We start from the raw sequence: 17,760 nt of genomic DNA on the forward strand, positions 1-17,760 counted from the left end.
GGTTAAAAGATTGTAAATAAATTTTTTCTATACATAAGGTGTAAGATGTATTTAGGTGTAGATTACTATCCCGAGCAATGGGATGCAGAATTTTTGGAACAAGACTTGGCGCGGATGGTGAGTGCTGGGATTAATTGCATTCGGATTGCCGAATTTGCTTGGCATTTGATGGAGCCAAAGGAAGGGCAATTTAACTTTGATTATTTCGCCCACGTACTCGATCGAGCCGAACACTATGGTTTAAAAGTGATGCTCGGAACACCAACGGCAACCTTGCCAGCATGGCTTGCCAAAAAATACCCTGAAGTGCTGTCGGTCGATGAGGTTGGCATTAAGCGCCATTTCGGTGGACGGCGACAGGCATGTCTTAACTCCCCAGTTTATCGTGAAAAAAGTGCGCTGATTTCGACTAAAATGGCAGAAGCATATGCGAATCATCCGGCGGTAATTGCGTGGCAAATTGATAATGAGCTTGGGCACGAAACTAGCGACTGGTGCTACTGTAATCATTGTGAGCGTGAATTTCAGAATTATCTGCAAGCTCAGTTTGAGTCAGTCGAAGAGCTTAATTATCGTTTGGGTACGGTTTTCTGGTCGCAAAGTTATAATGATTTTAATGAGATAGAACTACCGCGCCCAACGATTCCCGCCAAAAATCCGGGCTTAATGCTTTATTTTTATCGTTTCCGGGCAGAAACCATTACCCGTTTTACTCGTGAACAGGCTACCATACTACGTAAGATAATCCCGCAAAGTCAGCAAATTACGCATAATTATCCGGGGGATTATTATAATAAGGCACAGAACTTTACCGATATTTCCGAGTGTCTAGATGTAGTAGCTCTTAATAACTATCCGGTTTGGGGTGGACTAGAGCAGCCAGTCGAATATGGTAAGATAGCTATGAAGCTAGATCAGACACGTGGCTTTTTACCGGGCAAGAATTTTTGGATAACCGAACAACTAATCGGCGCACAGGCGCATACGATTATGGGTTATTTACCGCGTCCGGGGCAGGCAAGATTATGGTCGTGGCAGGCAATGCTACATGGCTGCAATAATCTAATTTATTTCCGTTGGCGTACTGCAACTAAAGGTGCAGAGCAGTTTTGCTATGGGGTACTAGATCATGATAATCAGGATGGTCCACGTTATCACGAAATGCAGCAGGTTTTTAATGAAGCACGCCGATATGCAAGTGAACTTAATCAACCAATCAAAGCCGAAGTAGCACTAATCTATAATCCGGATAATATCTTTGCTTGGAAAATCCAGCCACAGTCAGTTTCAATGGATATTCATCATGAGCATTTCCGCCTCTATCAGGGATTTATCCGGCATAATGTGGCGATTGATGTAATTGATATTCGCCAAGCAATCGATACTTATAAAGTGGTATTATTGCCTGCACCGCTGTTACTAACTAAAGAGCAAATCACTAAGCTAGTCGATTTTATCCAAAACGGTGGAATTGTAATTAGTTCATTCCGTGCCGCAATTAAAGATCAGGATAATTCGGTTTATTTTAATCAAGATAATCCTTGGCTTAAAGTTGCCGGGCTAAAAGCCTATTATATCGAATCGCTTGGGAATAATAGCCAAGTTACAATTCGTAATCCATCCGGAGTAGAATATCAAGCTGGTGTATGGCGCGATATGCTTGAAGTTACCACTGGAAGCGATGCTCAAACCATCTATAACTATAGCGATGAATTTTCTAGCTATGCTGCCGTAACCGAAACCGTTATTGGGGCGGGTAAATTAATCCATATCGCGACAGGTATTAATGATAAAGAATTTTGGCTTAATCTGGCATCGCAGGTACTTAGTTTACAAAGTATCCCGGCAAGGCTAACTCCAGATGGAGTTGAGATTATCCGGCGTGGCAATACCGATTTTATCCTTAATCACAATAATCATGCTATCAGGTATAATGATTTAGAGCTAGAGCCATATGCGGTGCTAATTGAGGGAAAATAGTATATAATTGGTATATCCCCAGCTAAACATTTTGCGAGGAGAAATAATGTTAGCAGAACTAAAACAGAAATATTTTGAAACTAGACATCAAGCAACGATTGTTCTTGGTGTGCAGTCAGGGATTATTGTTTCATTGTTTGGGCTGATCCATTCAGTTCTTAAACTACAAAATCTTAATGTCTTAATGGCATTGATTGGCGCTCTTGTAATTGGACTACTTCAGACTATTGCGCTACGTGGTTCATTGAATCGTAGGTTACGTTATACTTTTGCTTCCTCCATCATCGTTGGCTTTGCCTTTTTTATGGGGAGTTATCTTGGGCATTCGTACTGGTTAACTACGCTTGGTTTACTAATTCTAATCCCCTTGGTAGCTTTTAGTGCTAGTGCTGATCATATGCTATCCAGCATTTTTTTGTTTAGCGCTGATTTATTTATCGTTGGTAGTGGGATGCCGGATAAATTGCCCGGGGCGATTTGGTATGGTGTTTTCTTTACTTTAGGAGGCTTACTGACTTGGCTTGCAGCTTATTTATGGTATAGAAAATTCCCAATCAAAGATGATGTTGAAACTAAAGCCCGTCCACTTAGTTTGGCGCGGCTATTTCCGGATTATCGAAAACATTTACGTTTTGTGGTATTACTTACCCTTGCCGTTGTGATTGGTAATACTATTTCTTATTTGTTTAGTTTGCCGCAAGGGTATTGGGTGCCAATGACAGCAATGCTGTTATTAAAGTCAGATTTGGATGTTTCCAAGAAAAAAATTAGTCATCGACTTACTGGGACTTTACTTGGTAGCGTTTTGGCATTTATCGTAATTATGCTAATTTCATCAAAAATTGTGCTTTCGTTACTGATGCTGCCATTGATGTTTTTGATGGTAATTGCATTAGCTCGTCATTATGGTGCTTATACATTTTTTCTGACAATTGCCGTTACGGTGATGATGAATCTTATTGAACCAGATGGCTACCTGATAACAGAACATCGTATCGTTGATACTGTACTTGGGGTGATTGCGGTTGTTGCGGTAATCTGGTTTTTGAAGCCAAGAATTAATAATTCTGAATTATTAAAATAAGCCTAAATTTGTGCCTTATGCTTGAGTCTGTTGCACGTTCCGAGGATGTGATAAAATACTGGCTGTTTTAAGTTTTTAGATAACGGATTTTAGAATTAAAGGTATCCGATGAGTAATGATCAGTCGCCATTGATTAATTCATTTGCACGAGAAGTTGTAAATATCAACATTGAAGAGGAAATGAAACAGTCCTATATTGAATACGCGATGAGCGTAATTGTTGGACGTGCGCTTCCTGATGTTCGTGATGGCTTAAAGCCGGTTCATCGCCGAGTATTATATGCCATGCATGAGCTTTCCAATGACTGGAATAAACCATACAAAAAATCCGCGCGTATTGTCGGGGATGTGATCGGTAAATACCATCCACATGGTGATACTGCTGTTTATGATACGATAGTCCGGATGGCACAACCATTCTCATTGCGTTACATGCTTGTTGATGGACAGGGTAACTTTGGTTCGGTTGATGGTGATTCTCCGGCAGCTATGCGTTATACCGAAATCCGGATGTCAAAAATTGCCCATGAGATGCTGGCTGATATTGATAAAGAAACCGTAAATTTTGGTCCAAACTACGATGGTTCTGAATCTGAACCCCAGGTAATGCCGACGCGGATTCCAAATCTGTTAATCAATGGAACTACTGGTATTGCGGTGGGTATGGCAACAAATATTCCGCCACATAATCTTACCGAAATTATCGATGGTGCACTCGCGCTTCTTGATAATCCTGAAATGACTATTGATGAATTGATAGAGATTATTCCGGCACCAGATTTTCCAACCGCGGGGATTATTTTTGGGATCAAGGATATTCATCAAGGCTATAAAACTGGACGTGGTCGTGTAATCATGCGTGCCCGTACTCATTTTGAAGACATTGCCAAAGATCGTCAAGCGATTATTATTGATGAATTGCCATATCAGGTGAATAAAGCCAAGCTGTGTGAACGGATTGGTGAATTGGTTAAAGAAAAGATCGTTGAAGGTATCAGCGAGATTCGTGATGAATCGGATAAATCCGGGATGCGCGTGGTAATTGAGTTACGCCGTGGTGAAAATGCCAATGTAATGCTAAATAATCTCTATAAACTTACTCAGATGCAGGATAGTTTTGGGATTAATATGGTAGCACTGGTTAATGGTCAGCCGCGCTTACTTAACCTTAAATCAATTCTTGAAGAGTTTATTTATCATCGCCGTGAAGTAGTAACACGGCGGACTTTATTTGAATTAAGAAAAGCCAAAGATCGCGGACATATTCTCGAAGGTTTGGCAGTTGCCTTAGCAAATGTTGATCCGATGATAGAAATTATTAAAACTTCGCAAACTCCAGTCGAAGCTAAAGGGCGTTTGATGGAACGTAGCTGGGAATCTTCGCTGGTTGTCACTATGATGTCGCGAGTTGATTCTGAATACGTGCGTCCGGATGGTGTTGATAAGCGCTTTGGTTTGATTAATGGTGCATATTATCTATCTGAAATTCAGGCGCAGGCAATCCTAGAACTACGTTTGCAACGTTTAACCGGGCTTGAGCAAGAAAAAATCACTCAGGAATACCATGAAATCATGGATCTGATTGTTGATTTAATTGATATTTTGAATAAACCAGAGCGGGTTAACCAGATTATCGCAACTGAAATGACTAATATCAAGGAACAGTTTGGTGACAAACGCCGTTCTGAGATTGAGTTTGATTCAGCTGATATTGATATGGAAGATTTGATTAAGCCACGAGATATGGTTGTAACTTTATCTAAAGAGGGTTATGTTAAAACTCAGTCATTAGATGAGTATCGTACCCAGAAACGTGGTGGACGTGGTAAAACTGCCGCGGCAACCCGTGAAGATGATTATATCCAGAGCCTATTTATTGCCCATACACATGACTACGTGCTATGCTTCTCAACGCTTGGGCGGATGTACTGGCTTAAAGTTTATAACCTACCTGAAGGTAGCCGTACTACGCGTGGTAAACCAATTATTAATCTTCTGCCGTTACAAATGGATGAGAAAATTACCAATATTCTGCCAGTGAAAGACTTTAGTGAAGATAAATTTGTCTTTATGGTAACTGAGCAGGGTGTAGTGAAAAAAGTTAATCTGAGTGAATTCTCACGTCCAAGCAGCCGTGGTATTATTGCAATTGGTCTTGATGATGGCGATCATGTTGCCGGGGTTGAATTAACTGATGGTAAACGAGAAATCATGATCTTCTCGGATGGTGGCAAGGCGGTTCGCTTTAATGAAGAAGAAGTTAGGGCTATGGGGCGTCAGGCGCGTGGTGTTCGTGGGATCAAGTTAGGTGATGATTGTCGTGTGGTTGCTTTATTAACTACTGATGATGTTAATGACAATGTATTAACGGCAACTGAAAATGGTTATGGTAAACGAACTACCGTTGCTGAATATCGGCTTGCTTCACGTGGTACACAGGGTGTTAAAGCAATTGGTGAATCTGCACGCAATGGTAAACTGGTTGCAGCCAAACTAGTTGCTGATGAAGATGAAATTATGTTGATTACAACTGGTGGTGTCCTGATTCGTACTAAAGTGGATAGCATCCGTGAGACAGGGCGTTCAGCTCAAGGAGTTAAATTGATTGATCTATCTGATGGTGAAAAATTGGTTGATCTAGAGAAAGTAATTGAAACTGAAGTTATCGATAACGACTTAGCTGAGACTGAATAAAAAAGAGTGCACTTGCACTCTTTTTTATGTGCCATGACAATTGTCTGGTAGATATCTTTGTGCGAGGTCAGAGCTACATTGCCAGATTATGCCACCATGTGCATATCGTCCAGTAAATCTTATATGGGGTGAAGATAGTGGGTGGTCATCGCCATTTTCAAGATTGGGTACTTCAATGGTGTTAACTGTTGCGATGAGTGAGATTTCGCTACTATTTTGCGGTTTCAATGCGGTAACCTGATTTATATAGGTTCCATTTATTTTAAATGGATTTGGCAATCCAAAAGATTCGTTGTCCAGTTTTGGGTAGTATGGAATGCCAGAGTTTTCATCAGCATATCCTTCAAGACGGTTTTGTATGGCAGTAATAATCAAAAATCCTTCATGGATTTTTTTACGGCTTAGGTAGCTTTCGTAGGTTATTTTGAATGTCCAAGCTAATCCGGCAATTACAACAATAGAGATAATGAATACGTTCTTGAATATGGCAGGGGTTTTGGGTTTCATAAATTTAGAAAATGCTAATAAAGGCGAAAATTTAACACAATAGAGTAAGCGCTGTCAATGGGTTTAAAAAAATGTATCCAGCCGCTTGAGCTTTTTGCTAATACTATGCTATAATCCACGCCTACCACTTACCGTTACAAATATTTAATGTCGTAGGCACTGAGTTAATTACTCAGATATTTGTAATTATTAAAAATTAGGAACTCATATATGAAAACATTTTCGGCAAAAGCTCATGAAGTAAATCACGAGTGGTTTGTTGTAGATGCAGAAGATAAAGTATTAGGTCGTCTGGCATCTAAAATTGCTCACGTATTACGTGGTAAGCATAAAGCTATTTATACACCGCATGTAGATACTGGTGATTTTGTAGTTGTTACCAATGCTGACAAACTTGTTGTTACTGGTAAAAAAACATTGCAAAAAATATACTATCGTCACACTGGTTATCCTGGTGGTATTTACTCGCGTACTTTCAACCAAATGTTGGAAAAAGCACCTGAGAAAATTTTGATTAATGCTGTTAAAGGAATGTTACCAAAAGGTCCTTTAGGTTATGCTATGATCAAAAAATTAAAGGTATATGCTGGTGAATCTCATCCGCATGCTGCACAACAACCTAAGCAATTAGAAATTTAATAGGATTACATTAAATGGTTGGAAACTATAATTATGGTACAGGTCGCCGTAAAAGTTCAGTAGCGCGCGTGTTTATCATCAAAGGTTCAGGTAAAATTGAAGTTAACGGCAAAGAATATGACAAATATTTTGCTCGCCCTACAAGCTGCATGATCGTGCGTCAGCCGCTTGAGCTTGTTGAACATTTATCTACATTCGATATCAAAGTAAATGTATTGGGTGGTGGTGAATCAGGTCAGGCTGGTGCAGTTCGCCATGGTATTACTCGTGCCTTGATTGACTTTAATCCGGAATTAAAACCTGCTTTGTCAAAAGCTGGTTTTGTTACTCGTGATGCTCGTGAAGTTGAACGTAAAAAATGTGGTCTGCGTAAAGCACGTCGCCGCAAACAGTTCTCTAAACGTTAATTCGTTTCAGAATTATGGGAAGCCTGCATTTTTGCAGGCTTTTTTTATTGTAAAATATTTTATGGTTTGTAATTCTACAATATGATTTTTGAATAATTACAGGATATAATCATGGTTGTATCCTTCTATATATGAGGTAAATATGAGTCATAAAAAAAGCCAGTATCGAAATCGTGAATATAGTTATGATATGGATCAACATAATGATAACTATCCTGAGCCTAGATACAAGTATTCACGTAGGGGCTATGCACCCAAAAGCAGATTTAAGACCTATTTATTAACTGGTATGGGTATCATTGGTGTCGCAGCAGCGAGTGTTGGTGTTACCAAGTATTATGATATGAAAAAACAACTGGATTCTGTTGCTGCACCTGCCAATAATCCAGAAACATTACCTCTACAAAATCCAACGACTAGCCAAATGGTAAAGATAATTTCAGTAACCCCAAATTATAAGGAGGTAAAGAAACCTTATCAAAGCTGTAAAAATGTAACTAGCACGGAGTATGTTCAAAATCAAAAAAATGGCATGACTGGAGGGGTTGTCGGTGGAGCTACTGGAGCTGTTGCCGGGGGATCATTGGTAATCAAATTAAACAAGGTGGTGTTGGTACGGCTATCGGCGCTGTAGTTGGTGCTACCGCAGGTGCATTAACGGGAAGGGCGATCCAGCGCTCAAATCAGCCAGAATATGTTGCTGAGCAGAAAACGAGTCAGCAATGTACAACTCAATATAAGACTGTCAAGAAAGTCAATAATTATAATGTTGAATATATGTTGGATAATAATATTGCAACTACTGTTACGAAAAAATCTCTTAAGCCAGGAAGCACGATTTCTCTGAGTTCATTAAATGCATTAGTTGTTCATTAAAATATTTATTGGTAACAATTTGTTATGCAATAATCTTGAAAAACATGTGGTTATATCATCTAACGGTGATAAACTCTAACCCTTGTTGTTTAAGATTGGGGATTGATATGGTTAAATGGTTTTTAACTATACTATTAACATTTACAGCGTTAATTTCATATGCTGATGGAAGTAATACTAGTCAGCCAACTAAGTATAAAAAATTAATGAATTATAATGTTTCCGGATTATGTAGCCAAAATGGCGGTAAAATGGTTACTCAATACACAGGTAGTCATAAGCCCTATCAGGTATGTATTTTTGATGATAATCGCCAATGTGAGGTTAAAGCACTAAATAGTGGTGCATGTCCTGTTGGTGGGATAAAGATAACCGGTTATGATAAACCAGAACAAGTTTATTGTGCGATTAAAGGCGGTGAAGTCAAAGCGGAAAAGCATGCTAAATGCCGCCTGCCAAGTGGGAAAATATATTCGGCACATAAACTATACTATGCAATGTAGTTATAAATCATGCATGAATTTTCTTTATGTGAAGGAATTATAAAACAGGTATTAAAGCAGAAAACTATTCTGCCAGAAGATATTGTCAGTATCAATATTGCTATTGGGGAATTAGCTGGGGTTGATATTGACTCTTTGCAATTTTGGTTTCCGGTGGTTGCAGCTAAGTTCCAATTAGCAGATGTTAAATTGAAGATAGATATTATTCCGGCGCGGGTAATCTGTAAATCCTGTAATACTGAATTTCATCTGCAAAAGTTATTTGATCCTTGCCCCGTTTGTAGTGCCTATGCTAATTATGATTTTTTATCTGGACGGGAATTATTGGTAAAATCAGTTAGCGCAAAATAGCTAGGTCATTTTGGCATATTTAGAGCGTTTAAACGCTTATAGAATAAAGGAATAATAATGAATATTACCCAATTAGTTACTAATATACATCCAGAAGTTATAAATTGGCGACGTGAGCTACATAAAAAACCAGAGCTATCGTATAATGAATTTAATACAGCTAATTATGTAGCGGATCTACTTACTCAATTTAGTGCTTATGAGATTTCACGCCCAACGCCAAATAGTGTGGTGGCTCGATTGATCGGGAATAAGCCGGGTAATGTATTGGCCTTACGTGCCGATATGGATGCTTTGCCCCTTACTGAATTAAATGAATGTGATTACAAATCACAGCATAATGGGGTAATGCATGCTTGTGGACATGATGGACATTCGGCAAGCTTACTTGGGGTAGCCAAAATTCTCAGCCAACATAAAGATGAATTAGCTGGAGAAGTTCGTCTGATTTTCCAGCATGCCGAAGAAACACCGCCAGGTGGTGCAAAAGAGTTAGTTGATCTGGGGGTTCTTGAGAATGTAGACATGATCATCGGGATTCATCTTTGGTCAACGATGCCAATTGGGAAAGTTGGCGTAATTGGTGGAGCAATGATGGCAGCACCAGACGTATTTAATCTGGAAATAAAAGGTAAGGGTGGACATGGTGGGTTTCCTCATCAGGCGATTGATACCATTACTATTGGTGCACAGGTAGTTACCAATTTACAGCAGATCGTTGCACGGCAAATTAATCCGCTGGAGCCAGTAGTGATTTCGGTTACCAAGTTTATTAGTGGTACAACGCATAATATTTTGCCACATACGGCAGAAATTGCCGGGACGGTTCGTACCTTTGATAATAAAGTTAGGCATACCATTCCTGAACTTATGGAACGGATTATTCGTGGAATAACTAGTGCACATGGTGCAGATTATGCGTTTAATTATACTTATGGTTATGATCCAGTAGTTAATAATCATGAAGTAGCCAACTTTGTTGAAGAAGTTGTGGTTGATACGCTTGGTAGTGGGTGGGTTGATAAAATGGCACCTAATATGGCTGGTGAGGATTTTTCAGCTTATTTGGCTAAAGTACCGGGTTGTTTTATTTTTGTTGGTGCAGGTAATGAAGAAAAAGGGATTATTCATCCTCATCACCATCCACGCTTTAATATTGATGAAGATGCCTTAGCCGTTAGTATGAAAATCTTTCTTGGGGCAGTAGCAAAATATTTGGGTGGAAATAAATGCGCCTAACTCATTTAATTGCAGCAATTCCATGTTTTGCATTATTATTTGCCCCTTTTCTTGCCAATCGGGTAGAGCCGAGAGTTCTTGGTCTGCCATTTCTTTTATTCTGGATTATGTTTTGGATTGTTCTAACTACGGTTTTTATGTATATTGTTTTTTTGCTAGAGAAAAATAAAACAAATGAATAGTGCAATTTTTGTTTTAGCTATTATTACTACGCTAGCATTTATTTTAGCAATTGTACAGGTAAAAGGCAAAAGTCATCAGCTTGAAGAATGGGCGGTTGGCGGACGCAGCTTTGGCGTTATACTTGTTTTTATTCTGATGGGCGGCGAACTATATACGACTTTTACTTTTCTTGGTGGTAGTAGCCTTGCGTACAATAAAGGTGGTGCTTGCTATTATATTCTTTGCTATTCCCCGATTGCTTACGTTCTTGGCTACTGGCTATTACCCGCAATCTGGAAATATGCTAAAGAACATAATCTGATTTCCCAATCTGATTTCTATATCCGGAAATATGATAGTAAGGCATTGGGGATTTTAGTCTCGCTAATTGGTTTTATCGCGCTGATTCCATACCTAATTTTACAAATCAAAGGGCTTGGTATCATTGTTAGTGAGACTTCTTATGGTGTTATTTCGGCAAATTCTGCAATTTGGCTATGTTCCGCTCTGATGGTGATTTATGTTGTAATTGCTGGTATGCATGGCTCGGTACGGGTTGCGGTAGTAAAAGATATATTGATTCTTGCCATTGTCTTTTTTCTAGGTGTTTATTTGCCATATCATTATTATGGTGGAATTGAAAATACGATTAATCTGGTGGAAGCTAAGCATCCGGGATTTACGATGATTAGTAATAAGGATTTTAATCCGGTATGGTTTGTTTCAACCGTTTTACTAAGTGCAATCGGCTTATATCTATGGCCACATAGCTTCACTTCACTCTATACCTCACAAAGTGCGAATGTACTAAAGAAAAATGCTATCTTGATGCCACTTTACCAGTTCCTACTGATGTTTGTTTTCATAATTGGTTTTGTTGCGGCTTTGCAATTACCCGGACTAAATAAAGCACAAAGTGATTTGGCGCTTATTCGGCTAGTAATAAATACCTTTAGTCCCTGGTTTGTTGGTGTAATCGGTGCTGCCGGGGTATTGACGGCACTAGTTCCGGGGTCAATAATTCTTCTATCGATTGCAACCCTTTTTATCAAAAACATCATGATTCCAGTTATTCCGGCATGTGCTCGGAAAGAAATGTTACTAGTCAAACTAAGTGTCCCATTTATAATGCTAATAGCACTAGTTGCCAATAGCTATGGTGGTGAAACTATAGTTGGATTATTGATCGTTGGTTATGGGCTGGTATCTCAATTATTCCCAGCCCTAGTCTTTAGCTTTTGCCAGAATAACCCAGTTAGTAAATTAGGGGCAATTGGTGGTATGTTAATTGGCGTCATGATCATGTTTATATCGATACTAACCAAGGTCAATTTTAACGATTATTTACCTACTGTATTAAACGGTTTAAATGTCGGTATCATAGCACTAATTGCGAATCTAATTGTTACATTGATTATTAGCAGTTGTGAGAGAATATATCTCCGTTAAACGTGCTGATCCAGAAGGATAGTATTTCCATCTGGATCTACTAGCATAGAATGTGCGGCACCCGTAGAATTTTCATCTGCTTCGACAGTAAATTTAACCCCCTGTGCTTTTAGCTGCTTTTGAATCTCACGGATATCGGTAAAATTCTCCAGCTTTTCAGCATTACAATTCCAGCCTGGATTGAATGTCAGAATGTTTTTCTCAAACATTCCCTGAAATAAACCAATCACATGCTCACCATTCTTTAGCATTAGCCAGTTTTGTGCCTGATCTCCAGCAAAGATGCTAAACCCAAGTTTTTCATAAAATTTACGTGAAGCTTCAATATCTTTTACTGCTAAACTTACTGAAAATGCACCTAAATCCATATCATTTCCTTATAAGATATAATTTTATTTCAGTAAATTATACTTTAATTTCCCATTTAATGTTTGATTATATTTATCTTTAATTAATTTCTGATAATGTATGGATATAATAATGTCAGAACTTCATCTTTACCATGAGTAACTATACTTTATTGCATACACTTGTTGACTACTACTTAATTCGCTAATATTAAATCCACCTTTGCTATATGGTTCAGCTGCAATGGTATCTGGGTTATTGCTATTATAGACAAATTGCATATATGGGATAATTGCCTGATGTGGCGTAATCTTGTAGGCAAAACCCAGTTCGGTGGTAAGTTGATATTGCTGGACGCTACCATTCATGGTTTGATTTGGAGTTGGTCCTTCTGTTAGATTTCCGGTCAGTGAGACTTGTGATAATCCACCATAGATGTCTATATATGGCGCAAATTTATCACTTAACTTAAAAGTTTGTTTAAAGCCGGGTAAAATTGCATAATTTGTTGAGTTAATATAATTTCCTTGCGTGTCTGCATATACCAGACTCATATTTTTACCTGCTTCTAGTCGTAAATATGGTGTAATATCATAATCATCAGTTATATGAAAGTTATATCCAAGTTTAAACACAGCCTTATAACCTTCAGGATTATTCTCTGATGAAGCTGGAACATCTGGGAAAGCTGGGTTTTGGCTTTGCATATTATATTTTGTATATAAACGACCTTCATAGTATAAACCATTTGCTAGAGTTTGGCTAAAAAAGGCAAATACCTGTGGACCTGAAGGTGTTTCTTCTAAAGCAGCTCCGGTTGAACTAATAGTTTTATCTATTGGTGCGGTTCCCAAATCACCGGAATAGGATTCGATTTTTTGCTGTTCAGCCAGTTTTTTTAATGCCCGAATTTCTTCTTTAGTTAAGATAATGTCTGACTCTGATGAGTTAATTGTTGTGCTAGGTGGAAGGTTGGTATTGACAGCATAAGTCTTTCCGATAAAAAATATAGCGATTAAGTATAGTAATTTCTTCATTAAGTACTCCAGTAAATTAAACATGCCGGGATTATAATGAGAGATTGTTTTTTTATCCTTATTCAAATTTATAAAATAAATTAATTTGTTAATATTGTTTAAAATCAGAGTGTTATCGATAGTGTGTGTGGTTAAATTTGTTGCGCTGCAAAATATTATTATCTCCGCTGGCAGATTTAGTTTGAATATCCACATGAATGCTAGGGTTTGCGCTAAAATAATGATTTCAGATCAAGATGCGTGGGAGTAAAAGAATGCTAGTAATGAAATTTGGGGGGACGTCAGTAACTAATCCTTTAAGTGTTGCAGCAATTGCAAAACAGGTGAGAAGCAATCTAGAGCAAAAGCCAATTATTGTTGTATCAGCCCTAAGTGGTGTAACCGACTTACTGGTAAAATTGAGTAATGCTAGTAATAAAGGTGAGATACAGGATATCTTGGCAGAAATACGTCTAAAGCATCAGCAATGGATTGATAATATTTTTAGTCAAAATTCTCCGTGTAATCAAAATGCTAGTGCACAAATTGATTTTTATCTTGAAGAGCTTGAAGATATTATGCAAGCACATGATTTTAGTTCCTCACTTGCACGGCATGATAGCATTGTTGCTTTTGGTGAGAAAATGTCATCTTACTTGATCAGTCGTTATCTTGTAAATAATAAAATTCAGGCAGAAAGACTTCTTGCCACTAAATGCATAATTACTAATAATAATTTTGGTGGCGCTGATTTTCTATCAGACGAGACAATTTTACATTCTAAGAAAAATATCCTGCCCTTAGTTGAAAATGAAATAGTTCCGGTGATTACTGGTTTTATTGGTGCGACGGTTAATGGTGAAACTACTATTCTTGGTCGTGGTGGCTCGGATTATTCGGCTGCAATAATTGGCTATGCGATTGGTGCTAAAGAAATTCAAATTTGGACTGATGTTGATGGGGTTTTTTCGGCGGATCCAAGAAAAGTAACAAATGCCCGATTAATAAATCAGCTTTCTTATCAGGAAGCCGCCGAACTTGCAATGTTTGGTGCAAAAGTCCTTCATCCACGAACGATTCAGCCTGCAGTTAAGGCAGATATTCCGGTACGGGTCTTAAATACGTTTAACCTGGATAATCACGGTACCTTAATTAATCATGATGCAGATAATACCCATCATGTCAAAGCTGTTACTTGGCGTAAGGATGTTCCGCTAATTAATATCAGTTCTCCGGACATGTTTTTGTCTAAAGGATTCTTACAACGAGTTTTTGCTATATTAAGTGAAAATAATATTTCAGTAAATATGCTAAGTGCTTCGGAAGTTAGTGTCTCAGTTACGCTTGATAATGTCGGAAATCTTGAAGATGCATTAAAACAATTAAATGAATTTGCAGTTGCAGAATATCGTAGTGGATTAGGTAGTATTTCGCTAGTTGGTGAAAAAATTATGGATACTCCTTTATTGATGCAAAACGTCTTTAACCTTCTTGAAGATCAAGGTTTAAAAGCCGAAATGCTGTCTTATAGTGCGAGTAATATTAATCTAAGTATGGTCATCGCGAGTGAGAGTATTGAGAAAATTGTTCCTAAGCTCCATGATCAGTTTATTATAAGCTAGCTAATTACATATTATTTAATTAAAAGGGGAAATTAAATGTCTATCACCAAACCAAGGATAAACAAGCAATTTAAAGATATTGTTATTAGTAAGCTAGAAAAGGTTAAGTTATCCAAACATCCAAGTGACTATCGTCAAGAAGATGTAAAAAAAGCTGGGAAAAAGAAAGCACATGATTTAGCTTTTCAAGTGTTGGAAAAAAGCCGTGAAGAGCTGATTGCTGCTCATGAAAAATTATGGGCATGTAAGAAATATGGGGTTTTGATAATTTTGCAGGGGATGGATACTTCGGGTAAAGATGGAACTATCCGCCACATCATGAGTGGAGTAAATCCACAAGGGTGTAAGGTACAGGGATTTAAAGTTCCAACCGCAGAAGAACATTCGCATAATTTTTTATGGCGCTATCAGAAAGCCGTTCCGGCACGCGGTGAGATTGTTATTTTCAATCGTTCGCATTATGAAGATGTCCTAGCGGTTAAAGTTCATCCTGAATATATGGAGCAATTACCTAGCGAACTCACTCCAGAAGTTAATAAAGATTTCTGGCAATCTCGTTATGAGGATATTAATGCATTTGAGAAACATTTGGCGCGGAATGGAATTGTTGTTTTGAAATTCTTCTTGCATATATCCAAAGCTGAACAAAAAAACCGCTTACTTGATCGTTTGACTAATGAGGCTAAATATTGGAAGGTTTCACCAGCTGATCTTAAAGAACGCAAATTCTGGGATAACTATGTAGAAGCTTATGAAGATTTATTATCTAATACTGGACATTCTTATGCGCCATGGGTGATAGTCCCAGCAAATGATAAGAAAATTGCCCGGGCGATAATTGCTGATATTATTGCCGATTCAATTAATGGACTAGATATTGATTTTCCCAAATTAACTAAAGCAGAAATAGATGCTTTGAAGCATGCTAAACTTGATTTGGAAAGTGAGGAGGATTAAATGGCTACTCACTATGCGAGTTCAATCTCAGCAGGAGATAAGGAAATTTGTCTAGTTGATGAGGGTAATTCATATAACGCAATAACTCCACCAATTGTGCAAAGTTCATTATTTTCATTCAAATGCTTTGAAGATTATCGTAATTATCATCTGCATAAGCATCATCAGTACGTTTATACTCGTGGGAATAATCCAACCACTAATGTACTAGAAGGTAAACTAGCTCGTCTAGAGCAGGGCGAAGCTTGCCGGGTATTTTCATCCGGAATGGCGGCAATTAGTGCGGCAATAATTGGACATCTGAAAACTGGTGATCACATTATATTTTTTAATACTATCTATGCGCCAACAATGATCTATGCCGGATTTCTTGAGCGCTTTGGCATTACGCATAGTTATCTTCGGACAAATAATCTTGATGAATTAAGTTCTGCGATTAAGACTAATACCAGAATGATTTATGTTGAATCTCCGGGAAGTTTAGATATTCAGGTGGTAGATTTACGTAAATTAGTTAAGATTGCCCGTGAACATAATCTGCTATCGGTAATAGATAATACTTTTGCGACACCACTTTATCAAAAGCCACTAACTTTAGGTATTGATATCGTGGTTCATTCTTGTACCAAGTATATAGGTGGGCATGCCGATGTAATGGCTGGTGCGGTTATTACTTCACGGAAGCTAATGCATGATATTGATATCTATGCGTTCAAATTACATGGTGCGGTATTGTCTCCACATGATTCATTTTTGCTGATACGCGGATTAAGAACTATGCCTTCAAGACTTGAGGCTCTTCAGTTACCGACGGCTAAAGTAGTTGAATTTTTACTTGCTCATCCTAAAATAGTTAAGGTGAATCATCCTTTAGCATATAATGAAGAAGAAAAAGCACTCTACTGGTCGCAAGCTAATGGCTATACCGGGCTTATCAGTTTTGAACTTGATATTTCAGATTACGCTGGTTTGGCAAGATTTATTGATAGCCTGACTACCTTTCATCTTGGGTTTAGCTGGGGTGGCTATGAAAATTTGGTTATGGCGCCATATGTGGCAGATGATTATGATAAGGTTCAGGTAAAGGGATTGAAACCAAATTTGGTGCGAATTTCTTTAGGCCTATTGGCAGCCGAAACAATTATTGCTGATCTAGAGCAGGCAATGGCAAAAATATGAACTATCAGATAAAAGCCTTGCGGGCACTAAATGATAACTATATCTGGGTTATTTATAACCAAAAATCAGCAATTGTGGTTGATCCCACCCTTACTGAATCAGTGGATGAGTTTTTGCAGCAAAATAATCTTCATTTGGATAGTATCCTATTAACCCATGGGCATAGTGATCATATCGGTGGTGTAGCTGGGCTAGTTAATAAATATTCGCCACAGATTGTTGATAACTTCTCAGATCAATTAACTGATGCTAGTAATGTTCAGATTGATGGTTTTCCTCAGATTCAGGTTATTCTAACTCCTGGGCATATGTATGAGCACGTTTGTTATTTATTTGATAATAAGCATCTTTTTTGTGGTGATACTTTATTTTCACTAGGTTGTGGCAGAGTTTTTACCAATGATTATCAGCTTATGTATGATTCGCTAGCTAAATTAAAAAGGCTTGATAATAATGTGCTTTTCTATCCAGCTCATGAATATACCTTAAATAATCTGCGTTTTACTCTTGAATTGGATAATGAAAATCAGGAGTACTATGCTGACTTTATAAATAAGATCGACAGCAAACTATTCGAAAAGCAAAATAGTCTGCCAACTGTGCTAAGCGATGAGTTAAAATATAATCTGTTTTTGCGTGATAATGATGCTAGATTATGGTCCGTTGTTGGTAAAAAATCAGAATCAGTAATTACTAATGGTTTTGAATATTTTAAACAGCTAAGAATGATACGAAATAATTTTTAAA

18 protein-coding genes are annotated in these 17,760 nt (G+C 38.0%); 15 read left to right on the forward strand and 3 right to left on the reverse strand.

Features of this window, described 5'->3' with window-relative positions; all coding sequences use genetic code 11:
- The first annotated feature begins 45 nt into the window (after positions 1-45).
- From CUN60_RS02220 to gyrA, 3 genes are all read left to right on the forward strand, one after another.
- Positions 46-1,980, forward strand: coding sequence for a beta-galactosidase (locus tag CUN60_RS02220; RefSeq protein WP_102950464.1), 1,935 nt, complete (start codon positions 46-48; stop codon positions 1,978-1,980).
- 46 nt (positions 1,981-2,026) lie between these two features.
- Entirely contained in the window at positions 2,027-3,064 is a 1,038-nt protein-coding gene (locus CUN60_RS02225) for an FUSC family protein (RefSeq protein ID WP_102950465.1), read from the forward strand.
- Positions 3,065-3,172: 108 nt separating this feature from the next.
- Complete coding sequence (gene gyrA / locus CUN60_RS02230) at positions 3,173-5,758, forward strand: DNA gyrase subunit A (RefSeq protein WP_102950466.1); 2,586 nt, start codon at positions 3,173-3,175, stop codon at positions 5,756-5,758.
- 24 nt (positions 5,759-5,782) lie between these two features.
- Here gyrA and CUN60_RS02235 read toward each other — a convergent pair whose 3' ends face one another.
- Positions 5,783-6,265, reverse strand: a complete 483-nt coding sequence (locus tag CUN60_RS02235) for a pilin (protein WP_102950467.1) — start codon at positions 6,263-6,265, stop codon at positions 5,783-5,785.
- Between the two features lie 210 nt (positions 6,266-6,475).
- Here CUN60_RS02235 and rplM point away from each other — a divergent pair, with 210 nt between their 5' ends.
- The 8 genes from rplM (at position 6,476) to CUN60_RS02275 (ending at position 11,891) form a co-directional block, all read left to right on the forward strand.
- Positions 6,476-6,904 carry a 50S ribosomal protein L13 gene (rplM, locus tag CUN60_RS02240; protein WP_102950468.1) on the forward strand — a complete coding sequence of 143 codons (429 nt, stop codon included), beginning with the start codon at positions 6,476-6,478 and terminating at the stop codon, positions 6,902-6,904.
- 14 nt (positions 6,905-6,918) lie between these two features.
- Positions 6,919-7,311 carry a 30S ribosomal protein S9 gene (gene rpsI / locus CUN60_RS02245; protein ID WP_102950469.1) on the forward strand — a complete coding sequence of 131 codons (393 nt, stop codon included), beginning with the start codon at positions 6,919-6,921 and terminating at the stop codon, positions 7,309-7,311.
- Positions 7,312-7,453: 142 nt separating this feature from the next.
- Positions 7,454-7,945 carry a glycine zipper 2TM domain-containing protein gene (locus CUN60_RS02250; RefSeq protein WP_102950470.1) on the forward strand — a complete coding sequence of 164 codons (492 nt, stop codon included), beginning with the start codon at positions 7,454-7,456 and terminating at the stop codon, positions 7,943-7,945.
- Between the two features lie 349 nt (positions 7,946-8,294).
- Positions 8,295-8,690, forward strand: a complete 396-nt coding sequence (locus CUN60_RS02255) for a hypothetical protein (RefSeq protein ID WP_102950471.1) — start codon at positions 8,295-8,297, stop codon at positions 8,688-8,690.
- Between the two features lie 9 nt (positions 8,691-8,699).
- Positions 8,700-9,041 carry a hydrogenase maturation nickel metallochaperone HypA/HybF gene (locus CUN60_RS02260; RefSeq protein ID WP_102950472.1) on the forward strand — a complete coding sequence of 114 codons (342 nt, stop codon included), beginning with the start codon at positions 8,700-8,702 and terminating at the stop codon, positions 9,039-9,041.
- 57 nt (positions 9,042-9,098) lie between these two features.
- Entirely contained in the window at positions 9,099-10,280 is a 1,182-nt protein-coding gene (locus tag CUN60_RS02265; RefSeq protein ID WP_102950473.1) for a M20 family metallopeptidase, read from the forward strand.
- On the forward strand, positions 10,271-10,462 hold the full coding sequence (locus CUN60_RS02270) for a DUF3311 domain-containing protein (protein WP_102950474.1): 192 nt from the start codon (positions 10,271-10,273) through the stop codon (positions 10,460-10,462). Before CUN60_RS02265 ends, CUN60_RS02270 begins: the two co-directional genes overlap by 10 nt.
- Positions 10,455-11,891: a sodium:solute symporter family protein gene (locus CUN60_RS02275; protein WP_102950475.1), complete on the forward strand. Its 1,437-nt coding sequence runs from the start codon at positions 10,455-10,457 to the stop codon at positions 11,889-11,891. The genes CUN60_RS02270 and CUN60_RS02275 overlap by 8 nt, the downstream gene beginning before the upstream one ends.
- Here CUN60_RS02275 and CUN60_RS02280 read toward each other — a convergent pair.
- Positions 11,888-12,259 carry a VOC family protein gene (locus tag CUN60_RS02280; RefSeq protein WP_102950476.1) on the reverse strand — a complete coding sequence of 124 codons (372 nt, stop codon included), beginning with the start codon at positions 12,257-12,259 and terminating at the stop codon, positions 11,888-11,890. The two genes, CUN60_RS02275 and CUN60_RS02280, sit on opposite strands and share 4 nt — an antisense overlap.
- A gap of 129 nt (positions 12,260-12,388) precedes the next feature.
- Complete coding sequence (locus tag CUN60_RS02285; RefSeq protein ID WP_102950477.1) at positions 12,389-13,276, reverse strand: hypothetical protein; 888 nt, start codon at positions 13,274-13,276, stop codon at positions 12,389-12,391.
- Positions 13,277-13,530: 254 nt separating this feature from the next.
- Here CUN60_RS02285 and CUN60_RS02290 point away from each other — a divergent pair, with 254 nt between their 5' ends.
- From CUN60_RS02290 to gloB, 4 genes are read left to right on the forward strand one after another with little or no spacing between them, the layout of a single operon-like run.
- On the forward strand, positions 13,531-14,877 hold the full coding sequence (locus CUN60_RS02290; RefSeq protein ID WP_158649254.1) for an aspartate kinase: 1,347 nt from the start codon (positions 13,531-13,533) through the stop codon (positions 14,875-14,877).
- 36 nt (positions 14,878-14,913) lie between these two features.
- Entirely contained in the window at positions 14,914-15,834 is a 921-nt protein-coding gene (locus CUN60_RS02295; protein ID WP_102950479.1) for a PPK2 family polyphosphate kinase, read from the forward strand.
- Positions 15,835-17,013 carry a trans-sulfuration enzyme family protein gene (locus CUN60_RS02300; RefSeq protein ID WP_102950480.1) on the forward strand — a complete coding sequence of 393 codons (1,179 nt, stop codon included), beginning with the start codon at positions 15,835-15,837 and terminating at the stop codon, positions 17,011-17,013.
- Positions 17,010-17,759 (forward strand): hydroxyacylglutathione hydrolase, encoded by a 750-nt coding sequence (gene gloB / locus CUN60_RS02305; RefSeq protein ID WP_102950481.1) that lies wholly within the window; start codon positions 17,010-17,012, stop codon positions 17,757-17,759. Before CUN60_RS02300 ends, gloB begins: the two co-directional genes overlap by 4 nt.
- The last annotated feature ends 1 nt before the right edge of the window (position 17,760 follow it).

It is taken from the genome of Aquella oligotrophica, from assembly GCF_002892535.1.
Classification (GTDB): Bacteria; Pseudomonadota; Gammaproteobacteria; order Burkholderiales; family UBA11063; genus Aquella; species Aquella oligotrophica.